30 protein-coding genes and 1 pseudogene are annotated in these 24,032 nt (G+C 71.1%); 18 read left to right on the forward strand and 13 right to left on the reverse strand.

Annotated elements, in window-relative coordinates:
- Positions 1-60 precede the first annotated feature (60 nt).
- The 4 genes from ACQUST_RS12670 to ACQUST_RS12685 all read left to right on the forward strand — a co-directional run bounded on the left by ACQUST_RS12670 (position 61) and on the right by ACQUST_RS12685 (position 3,247).
- Positions 61-1,416, forward strand: a complete 1,356-nt coding sequence (locus ACQUST_RS12670) for a RimK family alpha-L-glutamate ligase (protein WP_435129129.1) — start codon at positions 61-63, stop codon at positions 1,414-1,416.
- Positions 1,417-1,497: 81 nt separating this feature from the next.
- Positions 1,498-2,160, forward strand: a complete 663-nt coding sequence (locus ACQUST_RS12675) for a DUF4396 domain-containing protein (protein ID WP_435129132.1) — start codon at positions 1,498-1,500, stop codon at positions 2,158-2,160.
- A gap of 64 nt (positions 2,161-2,224) precedes the next feature.
- Positions 2,225-2,425, forward strand: a complete 201-nt coding sequence (locus ACQUST_RS12680) for a DUF5786 family protein (protein WP_435129134.1) — start codon at positions 2,225-2,227, stop codon at positions 2,423-2,425.
- A gap of 228 nt (positions 2,426-2,653) precedes the next feature.
- Positions 2,654-3,247, forward strand: a complete 594-nt coding sequence (locus ACQUST_RS12685; protein ID WP_435129137.1) for an archaellin/type IV pilin N-terminal domain-containing protein — start codon at positions 2,654-2,656, stop codon at positions 3,245-3,247.
- A gap of 83 nt (positions 3,248-3,330) precedes the next feature.
- Here ACQUST_RS12685 and ACQUST_RS12690 read toward each other — a convergent pair whose 3' ends face one another.
- Complete coding sequence (locus tag ACQUST_RS12690; RefSeq protein ID WP_435129140.1) at positions 3,331-3,909, reverse strand: DNA-3-methyladenine glycosylase family protein; 579 nt, start codon at positions 3,907-3,909, stop codon at positions 3,331-3,333.
- A 198-nt stretch (positions 3,910-4,107) separates the two neighbouring features.
- On the opposite strand from ACQUST_RS12690, the gene ACQUST_RS12695 reads away from it, so the two are divergent.
- Positions 4,108-6,081 (forward strand): 3-hydroxyacyl-CoA dehydrogenase/enoyl-CoA hydratase family protein, encoded by a 1,974-nt coding sequence (locus tag ACQUST_RS12695; RefSeq protein WP_435129142.1) that lies wholly within the window; start codon positions 4,108-4,110, stop codon positions 6,079-6,081.
- A gap of 96 nt (positions 6,082-6,177) precedes the next feature.
- On the opposite strand, the gene ACQUST_RS12700 is transcribed toward ACQUST_RS12695, so the two are convergent.
- Together ACQUST_RS12700 and dgoD are read right to left on the reverse strand one after the other, a co-directional pair.
- On the reverse strand, positions 6,178-6,441 hold the full coding sequence (locus tag ACQUST_RS12700) for a hypothetical protein (protein WP_435129145.1): 264 nt from the start codon (positions 6,439-6,441) through the stop codon (positions 6,178-6,180).
- 217 nt (positions 6,442-6,658) lie between these two features.
- The gene (gene dgoD, locus ACQUST_RS12705; protein ID WP_435129147.1) at positions 6,659-7,807 is read right to left on the reverse strand and encodes a galactonate dehydratase; all 1,149 of its coding nucleotides are present in this window, start codon (positions 7,805-7,807) and stop codon (positions 6,659-6,661) included.
- Between the two features lie 142 nt (positions 7,808-7,949).
- Here dgoD and ACQUST_RS12710 point away from each other — a divergent pair, with 142 nt between their 5' ends.
- The 5 genes from ACQUST_RS12710 to ACQUST_RS12730 are packed head-to-tail and all read left to right on the forward strand — an operon-like array spanning position 7,950 to position 9,797.
- On the forward strand, positions 7,950-8,234 hold the full coding sequence (locus ACQUST_RS12710; RefSeq protein ID WP_435129150.1) for a hypothetical protein: 285 nt from the start codon (positions 7,950-7,952) through the stop codon (positions 8,232-8,234).
- The gene (locus ACQUST_RS12715; protein WP_435129152.1) at positions 8,231-8,572 is read left to right on the forward strand and encodes a hypothetical protein; all 342 of its coding nucleotides are present in this window, start codon (positions 8,231-8,233) and stop codon (positions 8,570-8,572) included. The genes ACQUST_RS12710 and ACQUST_RS12715 overlap by 4 nt, the downstream gene beginning before the upstream one ends.
- Entirely contained in the window at positions 8,562-9,194 is a 633-nt protein-coding gene (locus ACQUST_RS12720; protein ID WP_435129155.1) for a DUF7504 family protein, read from the forward strand. Before ACQUST_RS12715 ends, ACQUST_RS12720 begins: the two co-directional genes overlap by 11 nt.
- A gap of 53 nt (positions 9,195-9,247) precedes the next feature.
- Positions 9,248-9,520, forward strand: a complete 273-nt coding sequence (locus ACQUST_RS12725) for a BolA family protein (protein WP_435129358.1) — start codon at positions 9,248-9,250, stop codon at positions 9,518-9,520.
- A 1-nt stretch (position 9,521) separates the two neighbouring features.
- Entirely contained in the window at positions 9,522-9,797 is a 276-nt protein-coding gene (locus ACQUST_RS12730; RefSeq protein ID WP_435129157.1) for a hypothetical protein, read from the forward strand.
- 4 nt (positions 9,798-9,801) lie between these two features.
- Here the strand turns inward: ACQUST_RS12730 and ACQUST_RS12735 are convergent, their stop codons facing one another.
- The 3 genes and pseudogenes from ACQUST_RS12735 to ACQUST_RS12745 form a co-directional block, all read right to left on the reverse strand.
- The gene (locus ACQUST_RS12735; RefSeq protein WP_435129159.1) at positions 9,802-10,611 is read right to left on the reverse strand and encodes an MOSC domain-containing protein; all 810 of its coding nucleotides are present in this window, start codon (positions 10,609-10,611) and stop codon (positions 9,802-9,804) included.
- A gap of 254 nt (positions 10,612-10,865) precedes the next feature.
- Positions 10,866-11,612, reverse strand: a complete 747-nt coding sequence (gene psmA, locus ACQUST_RS12740; protein ID WP_435129162.1) for an archaeal proteasome endopeptidase complex subunit alpha — start codon at positions 11,610-11,612, stop codon at positions 10,866-10,868.
- Positions 11,613-11,737: 125 nt separating this feature from the next.
- Positions 11,738-11,923: pseudogene (locus ACQUST_RS12745) on the reverse strand (HVO_2922 family protein); the annotation flags it as partial.
- Between the two features lie 168 nt (positions 11,924-12,091).
- Here ACQUST_RS12745 and ACQUST_RS12750 point away from each other — a divergent pair.
- Positions 12,092-12,418, forward strand: a complete 327-nt coding sequence (locus tag ACQUST_RS12750; protein ID WP_435129164.1) for a hypothetical protein — start codon at positions 12,092-12,094, stop codon at positions 12,416-12,418.
- Between the two features lie 48 nt (positions 12,419-12,466).
- On the opposite strand, the gene ACQUST_RS12755 is transcribed toward ACQUST_RS12750, so the two are convergent.
- Positions 12,467-12,955, reverse strand: coding sequence for a dihydrofolate reductase (locus ACQUST_RS12755; protein ID WP_435129166.1), 489 nt, complete (start codon positions 12,953-12,955; stop codon positions 12,467-12,469).
- 2 nt (positions 12,956-12,957) lie between these two features.
- Positions 12,958-13,959, reverse strand: coding sequence for a thymidylate synthase (gene thyA, locus ACQUST_RS12760; RefSeq protein ID WP_435129168.1), 1,002 nt, complete (start codon positions 13,957-13,959; stop codon positions 12,958-12,960).
- 128 nt (positions 13,960-14,087) lie between these two features.
- Between thyA and ACQUST_RS12765 the strand changes: the two genes are divergently transcribed.
- The 5 genes from ACQUST_RS12765 to ACQUST_RS12785 all read left to right on the forward strand — a co-directional run bounded on the left by ACQUST_RS12765 (position 14,088) and on the right by ACQUST_RS12785 (position 17,345).
- Positions 14,088-14,711: an MBL fold metallo-hydrolase gene (locus ACQUST_RS12765; protein ID WP_435129171.1), complete on the forward strand. Its 624-nt coding sequence runs from the start codon at positions 14,088-14,090 to the stop codon at positions 14,709-14,711.
- 96 nt (positions 14,712-14,807) lie between these two features.
- Positions 14,808-15,410, forward strand: a complete 603-nt coding sequence (gene sod / locus ACQUST_RS12770) for a superoxide dismutase (protein ID WP_435124777.1) — start codon at positions 14,808-14,810, stop codon at positions 15,408-15,410.
- A 154-nt stretch (positions 15,411-15,564) separates the two neighbouring features.
- On the forward strand, positions 15,565-16,026 hold the full coding sequence (locus ACQUST_RS12775; RefSeq protein ID WP_435129174.1) for a cupin domain-containing protein: 462 nt from the start codon (positions 15,565-15,567) through the stop codon (positions 16,024-16,026).
- Positions 16,027-16,134: 108 nt separating this feature from the next.
- Complete coding sequence (locus ACQUST_RS12780) at positions 16,135-16,485, forward strand: DUF5827 family protein (RefSeq protein ID WP_435129177.1); 351 nt, start codon at positions 16,135-16,137, stop codon at positions 16,483-16,485.
- Positions 16,482-17,345: an ATPase gene (locus ACQUST_RS12785; RefSeq protein WP_435129179.1), complete on the forward strand. Its 864-nt coding sequence runs from the start codon at positions 16,482-16,484 to the stop codon at positions 17,343-17,345. Before ACQUST_RS12780 ends, ACQUST_RS12785 begins: the two co-directional genes overlap by 4 nt.
- A gap of 27 nt (positions 17,346-17,372) precedes the next feature.
- Here the strand turns inward: ACQUST_RS12785 and ACQUST_RS12790 are convergent, their stop codons facing one another.
- From ACQUST_RS12790 to ACQUST_RS12800, 3 genes are all read right to left on the reverse strand, one after another.
- Positions 17,373-17,978, reverse strand: coding sequence for a DJ-1/PfpI family protein (locus tag ACQUST_RS12790; RefSeq protein ID WP_435129182.1), 606 nt, complete (start codon positions 17,976-17,978; stop codon positions 17,373-17,375).
- 95 nt (positions 17,979-18,073) lie between these two features.
- Positions 18,074-18,817 carry a sporulation protein gene (locus tag ACQUST_RS12795; protein WP_435129185.1) on the reverse strand — a complete coding sequence of 248 codons (744 nt, stop codon included), beginning with the start codon at positions 18,815-18,817 and terminating at the stop codon, positions 18,074-18,076.
- A 56-nt stretch (positions 18,818-18,873) separates the two neighbouring features.
- Positions 18,874-20,451, reverse strand: coding sequence for a cryptochrome/photolyase family protein (locus ACQUST_RS12800; protein WP_435129187.1), 1,578 nt, complete (start codon positions 20,449-20,451; stop codon positions 18,874-18,876).
- A 129-nt stretch (positions 20,452-20,580) separates the two neighbouring features.
- On the opposite strand from ACQUST_RS12800, the gene ACQUST_RS12805 reads away from it, so the two are divergent.
- Positions 20,581-21,579, forward strand: coding sequence for a TIGR04024 family LLM class F420-dependent oxidoreductase (locus ACQUST_RS12805; protein ID WP_435129190.1), 999 nt, complete (start codon positions 20,581-20,583; stop codon positions 21,577-21,579).
- Entirely contained in the window at positions 21,576-22,622 is a 1,047-nt protein-coding gene (locus ACQUST_RS12810) for a DUF7351 domain-containing protein (protein ID WP_435129193.1), read from the forward strand. The genes ACQUST_RS12805 and ACQUST_RS12810 overlap by 4 nt, the downstream gene beginning before the upstream one ends.
- Here ACQUST_RS12810 and ACQUST_RS12815 read toward each other — a convergent pair.
- Together ACQUST_RS12815 and ACQUST_RS12820 are read right to left on the reverse strand one after the other, a co-directional pair.
- Positions 22,592-23,215 (reverse strand): proteasome subunit beta, encoded by a 624-nt coding sequence (locus ACQUST_RS12815; protein ID WP_435129196.1) that lies wholly within the window; start codon positions 23,213-23,215, stop codon positions 22,592-22,594. The two genes, ACQUST_RS12810 and ACQUST_RS12815, sit on opposite strands and share 31 nt — an antisense overlap.
- 105 nt (positions 23,216-23,320) lie before the next feature.
- Complete coding sequence (locus tag ACQUST_RS12820) at positions 23,321-24,001, reverse strand: 6-hydroxymethylpterin diphosphokinase MptE-like protein (RefSeq protein ID WP_435129199.1); 681 nt, start codon at positions 23,999-24,001, stop codon at positions 23,321-23,323.
- Positions 24,002-24,032 lie beyond the last annotated feature (31 nt).

Genomic DNA, 24,032 nt, shown 5'->3' on the forward strand with positions numbered 1-24,032 from the left:
CGAGTCACAGAGGCCGCACCAACCGGGAGTTCTTTTGCGCGACCGGCTGTGCCGAACAGTATGACGGACGATTCGGTTCGAGTGGGGGTTCTGTCGCTGCACACGAGCAAGGAGTCGAAGGCCATCTGTAACGCGGTGGAGGCGCTCGGCCACGAGCCGGTGTGGCTGCGCGAGGAGAACACGAGCGTCAATCTGGTCGACAGCGACGTCGTGCTCGACCCTGACGTCGACGTCGTCGCGAACCGGATGCTGCTGTCGAACACCGAAGAGCCCGCCGAGGGGCTCGGGCTGGCGCAGACGTTCGCGGCGGCGCGGCCGATGCTGAACGAGCCGTCGTCGGTGCTGACCGCGGTCCACAAGTTCGCGTCGGCCGTCGCGCTCGCGGAGGCCGGCATCCGCGTCCCGGACGCGCTGCTCGCGCTGTCGAACCGGAAACTGAACGAGGGCCGCGGCCGCTTCGGCGACGAGGGCGTCTACAAGACCGCCATCGGCACCCACGGCGGCGGCACCTGGAAGGTCGACTTCACGGAGCCGGTGAACCCGATGGTCGGGAACCGGCAGGCGTTCTTGCAGGAACTCATCGACCGCGACGAGGTCCGCCACCACGACCTCCGCGTCTACGTCGTCGGCGACGAAATCGTCGGCGCGATGAACCGCTACGCGCCGGAGGGCGACTGGCGCACGAACGTCGCGCTCGGCGGCGACGTCGAGGACGCGACCGACTCGCTCTCCGAGGAGTCGCGGGAGATGGCGCTCCGCGCCGCCGACGCGGTCGGGCTCGACTACGCCGGCGTCGACCTCGTTCAGGGGTACGACGGCTGGTACGTCCTCGAAGTGAACCCGACGGCCGGCTTCAAGGGGCTGTTCAAGGCGACGGGCCGCTCGCCCGCGCCGCACATCGCGAGGCTCGCCATCGAACACGTCGGCGGCGACGTCGACGACGAGCGCGTGACGGAGCTGACCGCGACGCTGGACGACGCGACGCCGACCTGCATGCCGCGGACCACTCAGGAGTCGCCGAAGGAGACGCCCATCATCGGCTACATCGAGGACGTCGTCGTCGCCGGCACCCGCGGGTCGACGCAGGCGTACGCGAAGTCGGACACGGGCGCGACCCGGTCGAGCATCGACACGGAACTCGCCGCCGAAATCGGCGCCGGCCCAATCAAGAGCATGACGCGCGTCAAGTCCGGGTCGATGAAGTCCGGGAAGGCCCGGCCGGTCGTCGACCTCGTCGTCGGCATCGGCGGCCAGCAGCACACGGTGACCGCGAGCGTTGAGGACCGCTCGCACATGAGCTACCCGCTGCTGCTCGGCCGCGACATCCTCCAGCACTACCGCGTCGACGTCCAGCGGTACGCCGACGAGACGCGGACCGAGGACCGCGACGAAGAGGAGGAAGAAGGGCTGGAGTAGCGGGCGAGCCGCGCAGACACGCGCCGCTCGGCCGTCCGCGTCGGCCGCCGCCGTAAACTACGTTGAGCCGAACAGGTCGGTGTGTCGCTCGAATCCGCGCTGGAGGCAGTCGTCACGGACCCGCAGGCACTCGCAGTCTGGGCCGTGCTGGTGGTCGCGTCACTCGTCGCGGTCCGGTACGACCTCGCGGCGAACAACGCCGCGATTCCGCGGCTGATGCGGTGGGTGTGGACGCTCACCGTCCTCTACTCCGGGCCGCTCGGGCTGGCGCTGTACTGGTTCGCCGGCCGCACCCAGATTCCGCACGACTCGCCGTGGCGCCGCGGCGTCCGGTCGGTCGCACACTGCTACTCGGGGTGTGGCGCCGGCGAGGTCCTCGGGGTCGTCGTCACCGTCGGCGTCCTGTCGCTCGGAACCACGTGGGTCGTCGCCGGGACGTTCACCGCGGCGTACGCGTTCGGGATGGCGCTCACCGTCGGGCCGCTCCTGGAGGAGGGGATGGCGTTCCCGGCGGCGTTCCGCGACGCCGTCTACAGCGAAACCGCGAGCATCACCGCGATGGAGGCGACCGCAATCGGCGTCGACCTGTGGCTCGCCGGTGAGGCCGCCATCGGCGACGTCCTGTTCTGGTCGAGCCTCGTGGTGTCGCTCACCGTCGGGCTCGTCGCCGCCTACCCGGTGAACCTCGCGCTCATCCACGTCGGCGTCAAGGAAGGCATGGGGGACCCCGCGGAGATGGGGTGAGACGAGTTCTCACGAGGCGAACGCAGGCCGGTCGGTTTATCAGTGCCCGTCCGCTCGACCCGGTATGGGCTTTGGGAGCTACGACGAGTCCGAGCAGGAACGTCAACAGAACGACGGCGGGGAAGCCGGCGACGGCTCGACGGTCGACGCACACGAGTCCGAACACGATGGGGAGGCGAGCTTCGAGGCGGGCGCCTCGACGGACGACCTCGTCGACCAACTGCAGACGATGAAGGGCGACGACGCCGACGCGGACGACGAGTAACGGCGGCTCGCCGACGACTCGGTTTCTTCTGCCCGAAATTTTCCGAGAACTATCTGTTCGTTGAAACTGTTCTCTACTGCTCGGCGACTCGTGTCAATCCACCGCAGTCTCGCCGTTCGAGGCGCGAATATCAACTCGAATACTCTGCAGGTAACATATATGAGTCACCTTGCTGCTCGTCAGAGTATCCCCCTTCGCATCTGCGAACGGGTGGGAGCACAACGACAAATGTTCGAATTCATTACGGACGAGGAAGAGCGCGGCCAAGTCGGCATCGGGACGCTCATCGTGTTCATCGCGATGGTGCTCGTCGCCGCTATCGCCGCGGGCGTACTCATCAACACGGCTGGGTTCCTCCAGTCGAAAGCGCAAGCGACAGGCGAACAGTCCAGCCAGCAGGTCTCTAACCGCCTCCAGGCGGTTTCGACGACCGGTCACGTCACCGGCAGCGAAACCATCGACAAGGTGAACGTGACGGTGTCTCAGGCGCCCGGCGCCGGCGACATCGACCTCCTGAACGCCACAGTGTCTTGGATCGGGCCGGACGGCACGTACACCCTGACGGAGAGTTCCGTCGGCAGTGCGGCCGACGGCTCGTTCACCTACGCGGAGGTCAAGGACGCGGACAACTCCGCGCCCGTCCTGAACGACCCGGACGACCGCGTCAAACTCATCTTCGAACTCGGCAGCGGGAACTTCACCGGTACCCTGTCTGAGGGCGAAGAGGTGACGCTGAAGATCAACACGATGTCCGGCGCGACGACGACGATCCGGGTGCAGGTCCCGCAGTCGCTGAGTTCGAAGAGCGCGGTCGAACTCTAACGGCCCCGGACGACTCCGTCGACGCGGCGTCGACGGCTTTTCTTTCCCACGGACCGAATCCGAAGCACGACCGCCGCGGTCAGTCAGTCGGAGCCTTCCCAGATGTACCGCGTCCCGTAGCTCCGGTAGGGGCGCCACTGCGCCGCGATGTCGCGCATCTCGCTTCGGCTCTCCGCGCCGTACAGCTCCTCGAAGCCGCGGCGCACCGCGAGGTCGCCGAGCGGGAGGACGTCCTCCCGGCCGAGCGTGAAAATCAGGTACATGTGCGCGGACCACTCGCCGATGCCCTTGATTTCGGTGAGCGCCGAGACGACCTCCTCGTCGGACAGGTCGGCGAGGCCTTCGCGAGTGAGGTCGCGGTTGCGGAACGCCTCTGCGGCGTTCCGGAGGTAGTCGACTTTCGTCGCGCTCAGCCCGGCGTCGCGGAGCGCGTCCTCGTCGGCGGCCAGGACCGCCGTCGGCGTCACGTCGTCGCCGACGACGTCGAAGGCCCGTTCACGGATGGCGGCCGCCGACGCCGTGGAGAGCTGCTGGTTGATGATGGAGACGCTGAGCCGCTCGAACTCGTTGTCCGCGGGCGCGAACTCGATGCGTCCGTGCGCGTCGATGAGGTCGGCCATGACCGGGTCGTCGCGCAGGACGCGCTCGACGTCGTCGTTCATGCTCCCCCCGTCGGCGGGGCGGTCGGTCGGTGACGGGAGCCTCTCGGTGCGGTGGTCGGCGGGACTGACATCAGCGGACGGAGGCGTCGCGGGGGGAAACGGGTTTCGGCGCGTGAACGGAAACGCCGGTGAACGGGCGGTTCGTTTCGGGTGGTTCGAGGGGAAACGTTCAATCCGGGGCCGCCCAACCACCCGGCTATGGACCCAGAAGAGGTCGAAACCGTCGCCGTGCTCGGCGCCGGGAACATGGGGCACGGAATCGCAGAAGTGGCCGCGCTCGCCGGGTTCGACGTCCGGATGCGCGACATCAACGAGGAGTTCGTCCAGGACGGCTACGAGCAGATCGAGTGGAGCCTCGAAAAGCTCGCGGAGAAGGACCAGATTTCCGAGGGCGACGCGGAGGCCGCGCTGGACCGCGTCACTCCGGTCGTCCCCGTCGAGGACGCCGTCGCGGACGCCGACCTCGTCATCGAGGCGGTGCCGGAGAAGATGGACATCAAGAAGGACGTCTACGCCGACGTCGAAGCGCACGCGCCGGAGCGCGCCGTGTTCGCGTCGAACACGTCGAGCCTGTCCATCACCGAGCTGGCCGAGGAGACGGACCGGCCCGAGCAGTTCTGCGGGATGCACTTTTTCAATCCGCCGGTGCGGATGCAGCTCGTCGAGGTCATCGCCGGCGAGGCAAGCAGCGAGGAGACGCTGTCGCTGGTCGAGGGCGTCGCCGAGCGGATGGGGAAGACGCCGGTCCGCGTCCGCAAGGACTCGCCCGGCTTCATCGTGAACCGCGTGCTGGTCCCGCTGATGAACGAGGCCGCGTGGATGGTCCACGAGGGCGACGCCACAGTCGCCGAGGTCGACTCCACGACGAAGTACGACGTCGGCCTGCCGATGGGGAGCTTCGAACTCGCAGACCAGGTCGGCATCGACGTCGGCTACCACGTCCTCGAGTACATGCACAGCGTCCTCGGCGACGCCTACGAGCCGTGCCCGCTGCTCGAAGAGAAAGTCGACAACGACGAGCTCGGCAAGAAGACCGGCGCCGGGTTCTACGACTACGAGAACGGCGGCGCGGACATCCCCTCCGACGAGATTCGCGAGGACGTCCGGCGGCGCCTGCTGGCCGTGATGGCGAACGAGGTGGCGGCGCTCGTCGGCAACGACGTCGCCGACGCGGAGGCGATCGACCGGGCCGTCAAGCTCGGCGCCGGCTTCCCGGACGGCCCGGCCAAGATGGCCGACGAGGAGGGACTCGACGTGCTGCTCGACACGCTGGCGTCGCTCCACGACGAGACGGGCGCGGCCCGCTACGAGCCGGCCGACACGCTCCAGCGGCTCGTCGCCGCCGATGAAGGCTTCTACGGCGACGGCGGCGGCGAGGAGGGCGGCGTGGAGTACGAGGCGATCCGCGTCGAGCGCGACGGCCGCGTCGGCCGCATCGTCCTCGACCGGCCGCACCGCATGAACACGGTCTCGGAGGAGATGCTGGAAGAACTCGGGCTCGCCGTGGAGGCGCTCGAATCCGACGACGACGTCCGGTCCATCCTCGTCACCGGCGAGGGCGACCGGGCGTTCTCCGCCGGCGCCGACGTGCAGTCGATGGCCGTCGGCGGCAGCGACTCGCTGTCGGCCGTCGAGCTCTCCCGGAAGGGCCAGTCCACGTTCGGGAAACTGGAGTCGTCCGACCTCCCGGTCGTCGCCGCAATCGACGGCTACTGCCTCGGCGGCGGCATGGAACTGGCGACCGCCGCGGACCTCCGCGTCGCCTCCGAGCGCTCCGAACTCGGCCAGCCCGAGCACAACCTCGGGCTGCTCCCCGGGTGGGGCGGCACCCAGCGGCTCAGCAACATCGTCGGCGAGGGCCGCGCGAAGGAGATAATCTTCACCGCCGACCGCTACGACGCCGAGACGATGGAGCGGTACGGCTTCATCAACGAGGTCGTGCCGAACGACCAACTGCAAGAGCGCGGGCTCGAACTCGCCCGCGACCTCGCCGCCGGCCCGCCCATCGCCCAGCGGTACACGAAGCGCGCGATGCACGAGGGCCGCACCGACGAGGACGCCGGCCTCGAAATCGAGGCGATGGCGTTCGGCCACCTCATGAACACCGACGACCTGATGGAGGGCGTCACGGCGTTCATGTCCGACGAGGAACCGGAGTTCGAAGGCAAGTAGTCGGCGCGTAACCGCGCCCACTCGCTGATTTTCGCAGTCCGTCGTTTCGTTGTCGGTCGTTTCGGTGTCTGCCGTTTCTCTGGTGCGTTCCGGCGGTCAGTCGTCGGCGCCGTGGACGTTCCCCGTCGGGTCCCAGCGGAGGTCCACGACCGCCGCCGCGCCGAGGAGGATGAACAGTACGGGGAGGTCGGTGGGGACGCCGACCGCGGCGGCGACGACGCCGAGCAGGCCGAGCGGAATGGCGGCGACGCGCTCGTAGTGCGGCACGCGGTCGTGGACCGCGGGCGCGGCGGCGCCGAGCAGGTACGCGGTCGCTGCGGCGAGCAGCACGGCCTGAAACAGGTCACTTCCCCGCACCACGGCCCGGACTGTCAGTGCCCCACAGACGAGTGCGGCGAGGCCGTAAACCGCGATTCTGTGTCGTTCACGCGGCACGAGCACTCACCCGGTCTGCGTCGCGCTGTTGATGGAGGGCTGGCGTGGACATGGTCGGGTCGTTCGTCTCGCGGTTTCGGCGCCAGTCACTTCACGGTATGCGGAGGTCGCCGTGGACGGACGGGTCGGCGCGGACTCGGGGTCACCACTCGGCGACCGAGCCGTCGGGGCGGCGCCACACCGGGTTGTGCCAGTCGTCGTGGCCGTCGCGCTCCGCGAGGACGTCCTCGTCGACGTCGATGCCGAGCCCGGGGCCGTCCGGCACCGGGACGAAGCCGTCCTCGTACTCGAAGACGGACGGGTCGGCGAGGTAGTCGAGGACGTCGCTGGTCTCGTTGTAGTGGATGTCGAGGCTCTGCTCTTGGATGAGCGCGTTCGGAACCGCCGCGTCGAGTTGCAGGCAGGAGGCGAGCGCGACGGGGCCGAGCGGGCAGTGCGGCGCGACCGACACGTCGTACGCGCCCGCCATCGTCGCGATGCGGTGGCACTCCGTGATGCCGCCGGCGTGGCTCAGGTCCGGCTGGACGACGTCGACGGCGTTCGACTCGAACACCTGCTTGAAGTCGGTCCGGTGGAACATGCGCTCACCGGTCGCGATGGGCGTCGACGTGCTGGCGGCGATGTCGGCGAGCGCGTCGTTGTGTTCGGGGAGCACCGGCTCCTCGATGAAGAACGGGTCGTGCGGTTCGAGCGCCGCGGCGAGCTGTTTCGCGGCGGTCTTGGTCGCGCGGCCGTGGAAGTCGACGCCGATGTCGACGTCGTCGCCGACGGCCTCGCGGACGACGCGGAGCCGCTCGGCCGCCCGCTCGACGGTCGCCGGCGACTCGACGCGCTCCAGCTCCGGCGTCGCGTTCATCTTCAGCGCCGTGAAGCCGGCGTCGACCTTCGCTTCGGCCGCCTCGGCGACGCCCTCGGGGCGGTCGCCGCCGACCCACTGGTAGACGCGGACGCGGTCGCGGACCGGGCCGCCGAGCAGTTCGTGGACCGGCGCGCCCAAGTGCTTGCCTTTGATGTCCCACAGCGCCTGGTCGATACCGGCGATGGCGGACATGAGGACGGGGCCGCCGCGGTAGAAGCCGCCGCGGTACAGCCGCTCCCAGTGGTCGGCGACCGGCAACGGGTCCTCGCCGAGCAGGTAGTCCTCGACGAGCTCAGCCACCGCTTCCTTCACGCTGCGCGTACGCCCCTCGACGACCGGCTCCCCCCAGCCGACCGTGCCGTCGCTCGTCTCGATGCGGAGGAACAGCCAGCGCGGCGGAACCGCGTACAGGTCGTAGTCGACGATCTCCATACCTCGGCGTCTTCGCGCTCCCCCAAAACTCCGCCGAGGTCGTCGCGGACCCCCGGCGAGTCGCCGGCTCGGCTTCGTTCCGGCTCCCGGCCGCCCGGAACGCGGGGAACGTTTACGACGGTGGCCGCCGTCGGCGCGAGCCATGTCGCATCAGTCGACGCTGCTGCTGTTGACGACGCTGGTGCTCGCGGCGTCGCTGCCGCCGGCCGTCCTCGCGGCGTACGGCTTCCGCGACGCCCCGTTCGGCGGGATACTGCGGCCGATACCGGTGGTTCTCGCCGCGTACCTCGTCGTGAATATCCCGATGATTCTCGGCGTCGCGACGCCGGCCGTGTTCCACCTCGTGCTGTCGACGGCGGCCATCGGCGCGGCGCTGCTCGCGGCGGTCCGCGGGGCGCTGCTGCTCAGCGGGAGGTGGTCGCTGTGAACGTCCACGAGGCCGTCCTGCTCGCGCAGGCCGGGGCGCTCACCGCGGTCAGCCTGCTGCTGCTCTACCCGGTGGTCCGGTACGCGCGAAACATCGCGTACACGGAGGCGTTCGTGTCGCTCACTGCCGGCTTCGTGACGCTGACCGCGTCCTACCTCGCGGACCTTGCGGGCGCGCCGTTCGTCAGCAGGGTGCTCGAACTGGCGGCCGCGCTGGCGGTGTTCGTCGGCGTGCTGCTGTTCGCGAAGCCGTTCGTCCGCCTCGACCGCGGCGACCTGACCGAGGAGTCCCCGCCGCCCGTCTCCACCGGCGAAGGAGGGTTCACCGATGATAACTGACGGCGACGACCCGGCCCGGCCCGACTCCGGCGTCCCTGCGGCGGCGCGGTTCGAACAGACCGCCGCGGCGCTGCGGAGCGACGGCGGGTCCGCGGACGTCGACGCGGCGGGGAGCGAACTCGCGGCGGAGTTCGGCGACGCGACGCTCGTGCTGCTGGAGGCGATGGACTCGCTGGTCGGGTGCGTCCCGGCGGCCGCGTTCGACAACGCGCTCGTCATCTCGCCGAGCCAGCCGGGGCGCGTCGAGGCCGCCATCGAGCGCCGCGGCGGCGACCCGGGGCAGTGCGGCCACGTCCCGGTGACCGGGTCGCCGGTGTCGTACGACGGGCCGCTGTGGGTGTCGTCGCCGGTCGACCCGAGCGACCTCACCGGCATCTCAGTCCGGGTGTCACAGGCGATGGAGTACGTCAAGCCCGGCGAGGGGTGGCTGCTCTGGGAGGACCTCCAGTTCCTGCTGCTGTACGCCGACCCGTCGAACGTCTACCGGCTCACCTCGCAGGTGCTCGACCGGGCGCGCGGCGGCGACGCGGCGACGGTCGTCGGGCTGAACGCGGCCGCCGCCGAGGAGCGGACCGTCGCGCGGTTCGCCGGCCTGTTCGACCACTACGCGGACCTGCGCTGACCGCCGGCACCGACCGCTTTTTCCGGGCTCGTCGCCGACGTGCGTCCATGACGATGAACGCAGCCGACGTCGAAGCCGCCATCGAAGCCGGCATCGACGACGCAGACGCCACCGTGACGACGCCGCGCGCGCCCGACGAGGAGCACGAGGACCAGCACTTCGCCGCCGTCGTCGTCTCGCCGGCGTTCGAGGGGGAGTCGCTGGTCGCCCAGCACCAGCGCGTGTACGACGCCGTCGGCGACGCGATGACCGAGGAGGTCCACGCGCTCGAAATCAAGACGTTCACGCCCGAGGAGTACGAGGAGTACCGAGAGCAGAACGCCTGAGATGCCGCGGCGACGCGGCCCGGGCGCGACGCTGCCGTTCGTCCGGCACCTCTCCGCCCCGGCCCGGCGGCTGCTGGCCTCGGTCGTCGCGTTCGCCGCGCCGATAGCGGCCGGTGTCGGCGTTCACTCCGTTCCCGCGTCGATGCGGGCCGTCGGCGACGCGCCGCCGATTCCGCCCGCAGCCGCGGGCGCCGCGACGACCGTGGCGCTCTTCGTCGCCGCCGCGGTGTTCGTGCGGGCCAGTCAGGGTGGTCGGGCCGGCGACGACCCGGAGTAGGGCGTCACTCGTCGGCGATGACGACGTCGTCGCCGACGCGGAACCGGTCGCCGCGCGACGACGCCGGCACCTCGGTGTTCACCATCAGCCGGTAGTCGTGGTCGAACCAGTCGCCGCCGCTCCACGGCGGCATCGTCTCCCGGCGCCGCTCGACGAACCGCTCGCGGAACCCCGGCGTCGCCTCCCCGGTGTCAGGGTCGCGGGTCGGGACGACGCAGCGCTGACAGGGGTTCACGCCGTCGAGCGCGACGTCGCCGACGCGGAACCGGACGCGGTCGCCGCGGGAGCCGAACAGCCGGTCCTCCCAGAACGCCTCGGCGGCGTCGACGACGAGGTTCGGTCTGAGCCGGCGCTTCATCTCGGCCGCGTCGACGCCGTCGAACCACGACGCCACCTCGGCGAGCGTCCCCGTGGACACGACGGTCGGCCCGTCCGCCGCCTCGTCGTCCGGGTACCCCGCCGGGTCTTCGCCGACGACCGAGACGTCGTAGCCCAGGAAGTCCGCGAGCCACGACTCGACGCCGCCGCGGTCGTCGTCGAGGCCGAATTCGGCGGCGGCCGGCGCGTCGTCGTCGCGCGGCGCGGCGAGCCGGACGGTCCGCCGGCCCAGGTCGAAGTCGGCGCTGACGCGGTGGATGCGCCGCTCGTTCTTCCCGTTCACGTAGTCGCCGTCCGCGTCGACCACCGCGAACTCCCGGTCCCTGACGAGGCCGCCGGCGTCGCCGATTCGGGCGTCGTCGACGCCGACGCCGTCCAGCGCCTTCACCGGGTACACCGTGATGCCGTCGAGCGTCGCCGCGGCGGAGTGGTCCATACCCGAGCCAGGAGCCGGCCGGGAGTAAAACTGTGTGCGGTTCGGTCGCGCCCGGCGGCCGAGGACGACGCTGCTGCCGACCGCCGGCCGTGCTGTTCCGGAGCGCCGTTCCCGCCGGTCCCCCGGTTCCTCGGTTCGCCGGGCGCCGCTGCTCGCAGCGTGGCGGTCGCGAAAACGGAAGCGGTCGGCGTGCGGTCAGCGGACTCGGTCGGCGGACGCGGCCGGGGAGCCGGCGTCTGCGACAGGCGCGGTCGTTACTCCTCGTCGTCGGCGTCGTCGCCGCCGTCGTCCGGCAGGTCCTCGACGCGCTCGGCGAGTTCGTCCGCCGTCAGCGTCGTGTAGCCGCCGTCCTCGGTGATGGTGGCGACGCTGAGGTCTGCGGCGGTGAGTTCGTCGTCGGCCTGCAGCAGCGCGCGGAGCGCGAGGTCGACGCCGTCGTCGAGCGCCAGGTCGTCCGCCCAGTGCTCTTCGAGGAAGTCCTGGATGTCCTGTCGGGAGCCGCCGATGGCGGTCGCCTTCCACTCGTGGGGCGTCCCGGACGGGTCGGCGCCGAACAGCCGCGGCTCGCCGTTCTCGATGCCGCCGATGAGCAGCGCGGCGCCGTACGGCCGCGTGCCGCCCATCTGCGTGTTCTCCTGGATGTGGTCGGTGACGTACTTCGTCAGCGTCTCGACGCCGACCGGCTCGCGGTAGCGGAGCCGGTTGCCCTGCGCCATGCGGCGCGCGAAGTCGATGAGCTGCCGGGCGTCGGCGACGTGGCCGGCCGACGCGGTCCCGACGTGGTCGTCGAGCTTGTGCAGCTTCTCGATGGACTCCGACTCCATCAGGCTGGAGGACGCCTGCGCCTGCGCGGCCAGGACGACGCCGTCGGCCGTCCGGATGCCGAGCGACGGCGCGCCGCGCGAAACCGCCTCGCGCGCGTACTCGACCTGGTAGATGCGGCCGTCAGGCGAGAACAGCGACGTCCCGCGGTCGTACGCCTGCTGGTCGTTCCCTCTCATCGGGTCTCACCGACAGCCTGTGTCGTCGCGGTTGCACTCATCGACTTCGGCTAGGTGCTCCCGCCGGAAAAAGCCTCCCTAAAAGGATTTTTAGCCGGCGGCCCGCGCTCCGCCGCGCCGTCCGGTCAGTCGTCCAGTTCCACGACGTCGGCGCCGGGCGCGTTCTCCTTCACGCTCTGGAGCCCTTCGCGCGCCTTCTGTTTGGAGGCGTACCCTTCGCCGGAGTCGGCGATGATGTTCCCGTTGTCGTGGGTCAGATGCCACCGCCACTCGCCGCCGTCGTCCTCGAACAGTTCGAACGTCGCCTTGCTCGGCATACCCCACCACGCGTATTCAGGCACCTAAGCCCTGGCGGCCGCAGCCGAGTTCGGCGACGAAAAACGGTTCCGGATCCGCCGGATTCCGTCGGTGTCCCGCGGCGTCCGCGTTCCGGACACGGATTCGCGGGGTTATCCGTGCGTCCCCGTCTGGTCGGTCGTATGCAGTGGAGAGCGGACCTGCCCGACTCGTGGGACGACGCGCCCGCGGACCCGCCGCAGGTGGAAACGCCGCCGTCGCGAATCGTCCCGACCGAATCGGGGTTCGTTTTCGAACCGACGAGCGCGCTCGACCGAGTCGACGCCGCGGCGCGCTCGGCGTTCTCGACGCTCGCCTCTCCCGTCGGCCGGACCGCGGTCGAACGGGACCGAACCGCCGCCGCCAGCGACGACGATTCCGGCGGAGCCGACGCCGACGACGTGGCCGAGGCCGACGTCGGCGCCGACGCCGGTGCCGGTGCGGACGCCGGCGCCGACGCGTTCGACTGACGGACCGCGCAGCCTCGGGATCCGCGTCCGCGTCGGCGGCGGTCCCCGCTACGGCTCCCGGCGTTCGTACGTCACGATGTCGAAGTCGTCGCCGCGTTCGCGGTCGGTTTCGCGCCACGCGGACCAGTCCGGCTCCGGGAAGTAGGTGTCCCCCTCGTAGCGGTCGTGCAGTTCCGTGACCACCATGCGGTCGGCGCGGTCGAGGAACTGTTCGTACACCGCGCCGCCGCCGGCGACGTAGGCGGCGTCGGCGCCGGTCGCTTCCGCGGCGTCGACCGCGGCGTCGACGGAGTCGGCGACCACGACGTCGTCCGGGAGGTCCGGCTCCGACCGCGACAGGACGATGTTGGTCCGACCGGGGAGCGGGCCGCCGAGGTCGCGCGCGATGGACTCGTAGGTGCGCCGCCCCATGATGACCGGGTGGCCGGTCGTCGTCTCCTTGAAGTGCCGGAGGTCGGCCGGGAGGTGCCACGGGATGTCGCCGTCGGCGCCGATGACGCCGTTGTCGGCGACGGCGACGATGAGGACCAGGTCCACGGCTACTCCGCGACCGCGAACCGGATGCCCGGCGCCGGGTCGTACTCCGACAGCCGGATGTCGTCGAACGTCAGTTCCTCCAGGGGCTTGTCGGCGACGTCGATGGTCGGCCGGTCGCGCGGCTCCCGCGAGAGCTGTTCGAGCATCCCCGGGACGTGGTCGTAGTCCTCCTCGCCGTCGGCCTCCGGCGGCGCCTCGGACTCCAGCCAGTCGGCGACGTCGCGGAACCCGTCGCGGTCGTCGACGGCGGCGACGCGGTCGGAGAGCCGGTCGAGGTTGTCGGCGTACCAGTCGCCGCGGTCGCCGGTGCCGCAGTAGATGTGGGTGTCGACGATGCTGTGAGCGAACTCGCCGGGCTCGAACCCGGTTCGCTGTGCGACCGCGGTCAGCAGGATGCTGTAGGCGGCGACGTTGAACGGGACGCCGAGCGCGACGTCGCCCGACCGCTGAGTCAGGTGGAGGTTCAGCCGGTCGCCCTGGACGTTGAACACGAACGTGTAGTGACACGGCGGCAGCGTCGACACCGTCGCGTTCGCGGGGTGCCAGGCGTTCACGACGATGCGGCGGGACTGCGGGTTCTCCTCCAGCGTGTCGAGCACGTACTGGAGCTGGTCGAAGGTGCGTTCGTCGTCGTTCATCCACCGGTGGTCGTCGTCCGGCCACGTCTCGCCGGTCAGCCCCTCCTCCGGCACCGGGAACCGCCGCCAGAACCGGCCGTAGGCGGTGTCGAGGTGGCCCTCGTCGTCGGCCCACGCGTCCCAGATACCGGTCTCCTCGCGCAGATTCCGGACGTGCTCCTCACCGGAGAGATACCACAGCAGTTCGTGGATCAGCGAGTTCCAGCGGAACCCGGAGAGGTCCTTCGTCGTCAGCAGCGGGAACCCCTCGGCGAGGTCGACCGTGTAGTGCTCGGAGAACGACGAGATCGTGTCGACACCGGTCCGGTTCGGCTTGTGCGAGCCGTCGCGCAGAACGCGCTCGACGGTGTCGAGGTACTGCTTCATACTCCATCCGCGCGCGGCGACACTAAAAACCCTCACGCCACGCCGCTCGCGCTGTCACCGTGGTGCCACCTCGACCCGCGCGGCGCCGAAGGGGAACACGAAAGGCGCCGGGGCGCCCAGACGGACACATGATTCGGAACCTCGCCGCCGGCGTCCAGTCGTTCACCAGCAACGCCTTCCTGGTCTCCGGGCCGGCCTCCGAGGCGGCAGGGGCCGCGGACGACGACGGCGACCACGGCCGCCGCGTCCTCGTCGACACCGGGTCGAACTTTGACGTCGCCGCGGCGGTCCGCGAACACGTCGACGACCTCGACGCGGTGGTGCTGACGCACACGCACCCGGACCACATCGGGACGCTCGCGGACGTCCGCGAGGCGTTCGACGTGGAGACGTGGGGGTTCGACCCGAGCCAGCCGGCCGTCGACAACGAACTCCCCGACGGCGAAATGGTGCGGCTCGGAACCGCTTCGTTCGAGGCGCTCCACACGCCCGGTCACAAGGACGATCACCTCTGCCTGTTCAGCGACGAGACCGGCGCGCTGTTCGCCGGCGACCTCGTCTTCGAGAACGGCGGCTTCGGCCGCACCGACCTGGCGGAGGGCGACCGCGACCTGCTCGTCGACAGCATCGACCGGCTCCGCGACCGCGTCGGCGACGACGTCACCGAACTCCACGCCGGCCACGGACCGAGCGTCACGACCGACCCGGCGCACGACGTCGACCTCGCCGCACAGGCCGCACGGATGCGGTAGCCGCGTCGGCCCGAACCAGGCCTGTGAACTGCTAGCAGACCGCTGCTCAACCTTTAACAGCGTCCCGGGCGAACAGCCGTTCGGAGGGACATTACAATGAGCGAGTACGAACTTGATCCGTTGCCGTACGAGTACGACGCGCTGGAGCCGCACATTTCAGAGCAGGTGCTGACGTGGCATCACGACACGCACCATCAGGGGTACGTGAACGGCTGGAACAGTGCGGAGGAGACGCTGGAGGCGAACCGTGAGTCCGGGGACGTGTCGTCGTCTGCGGGCGCGATTCGGGACGTGACGCACAACTCGTCGGGGCACATTCTGCACGACCTGTTCTGGCAGAACATGAGCCCGGAAGGCGGCGACGAGCCTTCGGGTGCGCTCGCGGCGGCGATTCAGGAGGACTTCGGGTCGTACGACGCGTGGAAGGCGGAGTTCGAGGCGGCCGCGAAGGACGCGTCGGGCTGGGCGCTGCTGGTGTACGACAGCTTCTCAAACCAGCTGCGGAACGTCGTGGTGGACGGCCACGACAACGGCGCGATCTGGGGCGGCCACCCGATTCTCGCGCTCGACGTCTGGGAGCACTCGTACTACCACGACTACGGCCCGGCGCGCGGCGACTTCATCGACGCGTTCTTCGAGGTCGTCGACTGGGAAGAACCCGCCGACCGCTACGAACACGCCGTCGAACTGTTCGAGTAACGCGGCGGCTTCGCCCCGGCAGCGACGACCGGGCCGACAGGCCCGAGCAGTTTCCACAGTTTTTCGCACGGCGCCGACCCGTGAGCCGCGCGGCTCGGCGGCGGACGGACGTAGCCGGCGCTAGCTTTAGGTCGCGGCCGACACATCGGCCGGCATGGAACACGTCGACATCGACGACGTCGAACCGTCCGTTCCCGGCGGACGAGACGTCGACTACCGCGGCCTGACGGCGCCGCTCGACACCGACGGGCTCGCGCTCAACTACTACCGGCTCAGCCCCGGCGACAGCTTCTCCGGCGGCCTCCACACGCACCTCGACCAGGAGGAGGTGTTCGTCGTCGTGGAGGGAACCGCGACGTTCGAGACGCCCGACGAGGAGTTCGCGGTCGGGCCGAACGAGGCGGTCCGGTTCGCGCCCGGCGAGTACCAGACCGGCCGGAACGAAGGAGACGACGACGTCGTCGCGTTCGCGCTCGGCGCGCCGCGCGACTCGACGGAGATACGGATACCGCTGGAGTGCCGCGAGTGCGGCCACGACGCGCTCGCCGCGCTCCCCGGCGACGACGGGATGCAGTACGAGTGCCCGGAGTGCGGAACGCCGGCCGACCTCGGGTAGCCGCGGTCGGCCGGAGGCAGCCACAGTGAGCCGCAGTCGTTGGGATATGCCGCCGGAGCCGGCGGCGCATCCGTCCCTATTTTCCGGCGGCCGCCCGAAGCGGACGCCATGCCCACGCCGAAATCCGAGTTCCCGGAGCTGCACCCGTGTGACTTCTACACGCCGAGCGAACTGCTGTCCGCCGATTCGATGTACACGGTGTACGAAATCGCCCGCCTCCTCCAGGGGCTGGAGCCGGACGCGGAGATAGACGAGGGGACGGAGGAAATCCTCCTCGACTGGGCGATTCCGTGGGTGATGCAGAACGCCGACGACCTCGTGGTCGCGGAGCCCCGGACCGACGAGGAACCGGGCTTTTACGGGCTGAAAGAGTCGGCCGTAGAATCCGCGGAGTCCGGCGAACCCGCCGATTCCACCGAGTCCGACGAGTCGGCCGCCGACGAGGGCGGCGAGCGGTGAAGGTACTGGTCGCCGGCGGCGACCGCGTCGACGCCGGGAAAACCACGTTCGCCGTCGGCTTCGCGGCGGCCGAGGAGGTGCTCGCCGCGTTCAAGCCCCGCGCCGGCAACGACTACTGGTTCGACCACGACGACGTCCGCGCCGCCACCGACGACGGCAGACTGTACGGCAAGGACGTCTCCCGACTCGTCGACGCTGCGGCGCCGACAGTCGCTCCGGAGGCGCGGAACCCGATTCACCGGCTCTGGCGTCCGACTCCGGGCCGAACCGGGATGCTCGGCGAGCAGGGGCGGACGTTCCTCGTCGACCGGGTGTCCGTCGGAGCCGGGAGCGGTGGCGAGGACGGAGCCGACTCCGCCGAGTGGGTCGTGAACGCCGCGGCGGCGGAGGCGGACCTGATTCCGTCGGTCGTCCGCGACAGCCTCCCGCTCGGCGACGCGCGCGAGGTCGACTCGGTTGCCGCGTTCAACGACGCGATGCGCGACCTCCACGTCCCGGCGCTGGAGCGGACGACCGAGGCGGTCCGGGCGGCGGACGCGGCGCTCGTGGAGTCGTACAGCGACATCGCCGACCCGCTCCGCGACGTCGACTACGACGCCGTCGCCGTGGTGGACCCGGGGCGGGCGCGCATCTACGACGGCGACCGCTGGGGCGTCGCCCGCGAAGCCGTCGCCGGAAGCGACCAGCAGGGCCAACTGGAGGAGCGCGTCGGGCCGCTCACCGAACTGGTCGACCCGGTGAGCACCCACCGGCTTCCGGCGCTGACCGCCGAGCAGCGCGCCGACCCCGACGCCGTCGCCGCGGCGAACGCCGACGCCTACGACGCGCTGCGGGAGGCCGCCGCCGCGACGGCCGACTGAGCCTCGCCGCCCGGGCTCTGCGTCGCGTCAGTCCGCGACGTACGGCTCGAACCGGCGGTCGTACTCGATTTCGTCGGCGACCCGGTCGGCGACGTCGGCGCCGGCTTCGCGGGCGACGACGTGGAGCGCGAGGTCGAGCCCGGAGGTGACGCCGCCGGCGGTGAGGACGTCGCCGTCGTCGACGACGCGCTCATCGCGGACGTCCGCGTCGCTGGCGCGGAGGTCGTCGAGCGCCGACCCGTGCGTCGTCGCCGGCCTGCCGTCGAGGACGCCGGCTTTCGCGAGCAGCATGCCGCCGGTGCAGACGGACGCGACGACGGCGCCGGCGTCGTGGTGCGCCGCGACGGCGTCCGGGATGGCGCCGCGGTCGTACTCCGCGCGGACGCCGACGTCGCGGCCGCTGTTCCAGCCGCCGCCCGGGACGAGAAGCAGGTCGACGTCGCCGGGCGCGGACAGCGCGCCCTCGGCGCCGACGCGCATCCCGTGGCTCGCGGTCACGGTGTCGGCGCCGTCCAGCGTCACGAGCCGCGTGTCGAACGGGGCGCCGAACGCCTCCGCGTTCCGGAAGACCTCGAACGGCGCGACGGCGTCCAGTTCGTCGAATCCGTCGAACAGCAGCACGGCGATGTCCATGCCTCACCCACGGCCCGCGACGCCAAAGTCGTGTCGCGGCGCGGAGCCCGGTTCGGGGGCTTCCGGGCCGCGTCGCCGCGTCGCTTCCGTTGCCGTCAGGAGAGCGCGGCGATTTCGTCTCGGAGCCGCTCGGCGAGCGCGTCGACGTCTGCGTCGCCGTCGCCGACGCTGAACCGGGCGCGCTCCTCGTCGGCCTCCGCGAGTTCGGTGAACACGCCGCCGCGCCGGTCGACCTCGACGAACACGTCCAGTTCGTCGTCGCCGTCCTGCACCAGCAGCTCCACTTCGTCGACGTCGCCGGCGAACTCGCCGCTGGCCGGGACGTACTCGAACTCCTGGGCGAACCGCGAGCCGAAGTAGCGGTCGAACGGGTCGGCGGACACCTCGACGCTGTGCAGCGAGAAGCCGAGTTTCTCCATGGCGTCGAACGTCGCGGCCATCCGCGGCGTCGGCTCCACGTCGAGGTAGTCGACGTCCTCGGGGTCGACCGCCATCGAGATGTCGAGTTCCGTCTCCACCCAGACCTCGGTGCCGCCGACGGTCAGCGGCGTCTCGTACGGGACGTCGAGCTGCGTCCCGATGGTCCGCTCCTCGCCGGGTTCGATGGTGAACCCTTCCGAGAGTGTGTACGTCCGGAGGTCGGCGTCGCGGTAGCCCTCGTCCTCCGTGAGGAACTCCGTCTCCAGTTCGAGCCTGACCGCGCCGACCTCCTGTTCGGCGTCGCCGCCGTCGATTTCGATGCGCGCGTCCACGGTGTCGCCCGGCGACACCGAGGTCGTTTCGAGCACTGTGTCCACCGTCGCGTTCCCGATTCCGACGCTCGCGAGGACCTTCTTCATAGGCAACCGGGACTGCGGCGGCCTCCGGTATCAACTTTCGGCCCGGGCATCGCGGCCTACTCGTCTTCGTCGTCGCCGCGGGCGGCCTCGAACATCGCCAGCGCGGCCTCGCGGGCCTCGCTGTGGTCGACGACCGGGTCGGGGTAGTCCGGGGCGAGCCGGTCGCGCTCGTCGGCGTCGAGCGTCGGCCAGTCGTGGACGTCGGCGGCGTCGACGCCGCGGAGCTCCGGGACGTACTGGCGGACGTACTCGGCGTCCGGGTCGTACCGTTCACACTGCGAGGCGGGGTTGAAGATGCGGAAGTACGGCTGGGCGTCGGTGCCGGTGGAGGCGGCCCACTGCCAGCCGCCGGAGTCGTTGGCGGCGTCGTGGTCCGCGAGCAGTTCGCGGAAGTGCGCGTAGCCGCGCCGCCAGTCAAGCCTGAGGTCTTTCGTCAGGAACGACGCGACGACCATCCGGACGCGGTTGTGCACGTGCGCCTCCTCGCGGAGTTGGCGCATCCCGGCGTCGACGATCGGGTAGCCCGTCTCGCCGTCCTTCCACTGCTGCAGCGCCTCGTCGTCCGCGCGCCATTCGATGCCGTGTTCGTACTCGCGGTAGTTCTCGGCGACGACGCGCGGATTCGCCCACAGCACCTGCGTGTAGAACTCCCGCCACGCCAACTGCGACTGGAACTCCTCGACCGCCGCCGCCCGCTCGTCTGCGTCGTCCCCGGATTCGTCTCCGTCCGCGTCGTCCGCATCTGTGTCGTCCCCGTCTGCGTCGGCATCTGCGTCGCCTCCGGCGACCGCGGCTTTCGCGTCGGCCGTCGCCGCGTACACCTCGCGAATCCCGACCGTCCCCCACTTGAGGTCGGCGGACAGCCGGGACGTCGCGCGCTCGGCGGGGTAGTCGCGGGCGTCGTCGTACCGGTAGATGTCGTCGGCGCAGAACGCCGAGAGCCGGTCGCGCGCCGCCTCCGTTCCGGCGGCTTGCACGTCGGCGTCCGGCTCCGAGAAGCCGAGGTCGCCCATCGACGGAACCGCTCCGGCGTCGTCGGCGGCGACGAGCGAATCGGCGTCCGGCGCCGGAACCGGGTCGTCCTTCGGGCGGTCGCGCCACTTCCGCCAGAAGTACGAGTACACCGCGTACGGGTCGCCGTCGTTCGTCGTGATGCTCCCCGGTTCGTGCAGCACCGCGTCGTGGAAGCAGCGGTGGGCGACGCCGGCGTCGTCGAGGGCGTCGCGGACGGCGTCGTCGCGACGGCGCGCCAGCCCGGAGTAGTCGCGGTTCCAGTAGACGGCGTCGGCCCCGTGTTCGTCGGCGACGCGCGGGAGCTCGTCGGCCGGGTCGCCGCGAACCACGAGCAGGTCGGCGTCGCGCGCACGGTACCACTCGCGGAGCGACGACAGCGCGTCCAGCATGAACCGGACGCGCGGCGCGCCGGCGTACTCCAGCAGGTCGTCGTCGACGACGAACACCGGCAGCACCGCGTCGCCGTCGCGGTCCACATCGACTTCGCCGTCTGCGTCGCCTCCGGGGTCTGCGTCGGCGTGGTCGTCCGCGTCGCTTCCGTAGTCGCGGCCGGTGGCGGCCGCCGTGAGCCCGCGGTTGTCCGGGCCGCGGAGGTCGCGGCGGTGCCAGAACAGGCGCATGTGACCGTGGTTGGACGCCTCGAACGTAACGGTACTGGCGCGGCGGACGGCACGGCGAACGGCACGGCGGACGGCGCGGGCGGAGCCGCCGCGGGGTAGATTCTTGCCGCTCCGTCACGTCCGTCCGCTATGACCGCTCGCGACATCTCCCTCCCGGTGGCCGCCCAGCCGTCGCTCGACGACCTGGTCGACCTCGCGGTGACCGCCGAGTCGGCCGGCTACGACCGCGCGTGGCTCCCCGAGACGTGGGGTCGGGACGCCGTGACGACGCTCGCACTGGCCGCCGAACGCACCGACGACATCGGCCTCGGCACCTCCATCGTCAACGTCTTCTCGCGGTCGCCGGCGCTCGCCGGGCAGACCGCCGCGACGCTACAGGAGGCAAGCGCCGGCCGGTTCCGGCTCGGCGTCGGGCCGTCCGGCCCCGCGGTCGTCGAGCGGTGGCACGGCGCCGACTTCGACCGGCCGCTCCGCCGCACCCGCGAGTTCGTCGAGGTGACGAAGCGAGCGCTCTCCGGGGAGGCCGTCGAGTACGACGGCGACTACTTCGACCTCGGCGGCTTCCGGCTTCGACAGGGGCCGCCGGAGCCGACGCCGCCGGTCGACGTCGCCGGGATGGGGCCGAAGTCGGTCGAGCTCGCCGGGCGGTTCGGCGACGGCTGGCACGCGCTGATGCTGACGCCCGACGGCCTCCGCGACCGCCTCGACGACTTCCGGCGCGGCGCCGACCTCGGCGACCGCGACGTCGACGACGCGCGCGTCACGCTGTCGCTCACCTGCTGCGCGCTCGAAGACGCCGAGCGCGCCCGGTCGCTCGCCCGCCAGCACGTCGCCTTCTACGTCGGCGGCATGGGGACGTTCTACCGGGACGCGCTCGCCCGGCAGGGCTACGAGGACGTCGCCACCGAGATTCACGACTCGTGGACCGACGGCGACCGCGAGGCGGCAGTCGCGGCGCTCACGGACGACCTGCTCGACGACGTCGTCGCCGCCGGCGCCCCCGACGCCGCCCGCGACCGCCTCGAATCCTTCGCGGCCGTCGACGGCGTCGACGCGGTCGCCGTGTCGTTCCCGCGCGGCGCCGAGGACGCGGACATCCGCGAGACGATGGCGGCGCTGGCGCCGTGAGCGGCAACGACACGGGCGGCGACTCGGAGCCGCCTGCGGAGCCACCGGGAAGCGACGACGCCGCGGGGGCCGACGACGCCTTCGGCGCGCTCGGCAACGAGACGCGGCTCCGGACGCTCCGACGGCTCGCGGCCGCCGACGAGCCCCCGACGTTCACGGAGCTGTTCGAGGCGAGCGGCGAGGACACGTCCGCGGGGTTCGCGTACCACCTCCGCCAGCTCGTCGACCGGTACGTCCGGAAGGACGAAGAGACCGAGCGCTACCACCTGACGTACGCCGGCCGCGAGGTCACGCGGGCGCTCGACGCCGGCACGTACACCGACCGCGTCGACCGCGAGCCGGAGCCCGTCGACGACGACTGCCCGGTGTGCGGCGCGGCGGCGCTCGCGGCCCGCGTCGCGGACAACTACGTCGCCGTCGCCTGCACCGACTGCGGGACCGAACTGCTGTCGCTTCCGTTCCCGCCGAGCGGCGCCCGCGACCGCGACGCCGACGAGGCGCTCGCCGCGTTCGACTCCTATCACCGCAGCCGGCTCCGGCTGCTCGCGGACGGCGTCTGCCCGGACTGCGCCGGCGACGCCACCGGCCGCATCGAGTTCACGGAGCCCGACCCGCTCCCGGGGGACGAACGCCGGCCGGTGCTGGTCGGGCGCTGTTCACAGTGCCAGTTCGGGATTCGGACACCGGTGTCGCTCGCCGTCGTCACGCATCCGGCGGTCGCGGCGTTCTTCAGCGAGCACGGCGAGTCCGTCGGCGACCGGCCGCTGTGGAACCTCGGTCCCGAGTGGAGCGAAGCCGTGCTGTCGACGTCGCCGCCCGCGGTCCGCGTCTCCATCCGCTTCGCCGACGACGCCGTCGACGACAGCGGCGACAGCGGCGAGAGCGACGTGGACAGCGACGTGGACGGTGACACGAGCGGCGACGCGAGTGGCGACGGCGACGGAGAAGTGCTGCGTCTGTTGGTCGGCGACGGCCCGACGGTAGTCGACGTCACTCGGGAGGCCGCGTCGGGTCAGGAGGCGACGGCGTCCGGGTCGTCGTAGGTGTCGACCGCGACGTCGCCGGCGCCGGTGAGGGTCGTGACGGCGAGGCCGTTTCCGGAGGCGAGGTCACGTTCGCAGGCGGCGGCGACGGCGTCGGCGGCGAGCGACCTCGCGTCGTCGCGGCCGAGTCCGTCGTCGTATCCCGCTTCGAGGACGCCGTACGCGGTCGGGCCGCCGGAGCCGTCCGCGGCGAACGGCTGTGCGAGCGCGCCGCCGGCGGCGTCGAAACTGAACAGGTGCGCGCCGTCGTCGTCGACGCCGCCGAGGATGTGCTGGAGGTGCATCGGCCGTTCGCGCATCAGGCCGGCGGTCCGGGCGGCGAGTGCCTCCACCGACATTCGCGCGTCCCGCCGCAGCTCGTACAGCCGGACTTCCCGCTCCAGTTCCGGGACGAGCGCCTGCGCGGCGCCGACGGACCCCGTGAACGCCAGCGCCGCGCGGTCCGCGACGGAGAAGAGTTTCTGCGCCCGCTTGCTCGACACCATGCCGCCCATGCTCGCCCGCCGGTCGGAGGCGAGCACGACGGCGTCGTCGGCGACGAGCCCCACGATTGTCGTTCCGAACTCGGTCGTCGAATCGGCTGGTTCGACCATACGCTCCGTCGGAGCCGGTGCCGGATAAGTGTCCGCTAAAATATGTTTTAGTCACGTCGCTGCAGCGAACTCCGCGTCGGTTCGGTCGGCTCCAACCCGCCGACGCTACGCCCAGACCCGTTCGATTTCGTCTCGGCGACCGTCGAGCACCGGGAACCGTTCGCCGCGTCGGTGTTCGAGCCACCGGAGGAGCCGCTCCGCCCACCGCAGTTTCCGGGCTTTCAGTCCGGAGACGGCGGGGTCGTCGAAGTCCCACCCGGCGAATCGGAGTTCGGCGGCGCCGCAGTGGTCCGCGAGGAACGCGGCGCGGTCGCCGTCCGTGAATCCGCCGACGTTCACGACGTCGTCGACCGGCGCGGCCTGCGTCGTCACAAGCGCGTGGTCGGCGTCGTATCGGGGCAGCCACGTCTCCACGAGTTCGCGGTTGTCTCCGTGCGCGTGCGCGACGACGATGTCGCCGCGAGCGGTGCGGTCCCGGCCGGTCTCGGGGTTCTTGTCCAGGTCGGTCACCATCGCGTCCACGTCGACGCCGGCGTCCGCGAGCCGGTCGGTCGCGGTGGACGCAGCGAACACTCGGTCGGCGTCGCGGGCGACCGAAACTTCGGCTTCCAGCGACGGCCCCGCGCCGCAGACCGCGACGCTCCGACCGGCGCAGTCGAGCCTGTCGAGGTCGAACGGCGCGGCGAAGTCGGCGGCGCGGTCCCGGACCGCCTCGTCGGCGGCGCGGTCGAACCCGAGGTCGGACAGAATCCGCTCGTACACCGGCTCCCACTCCGCGAAGTTCATCGGTGCCTCCGGGCAGTCATGGCTGCGGCTG

This window comes from Halobaculum sp. D14, from assembly GCF_051195135.1.
GTDB lineage: Archaea > Halobacteriota > Halobacteria > Halobacteriales > Haloferacaceae > JBNTKA01.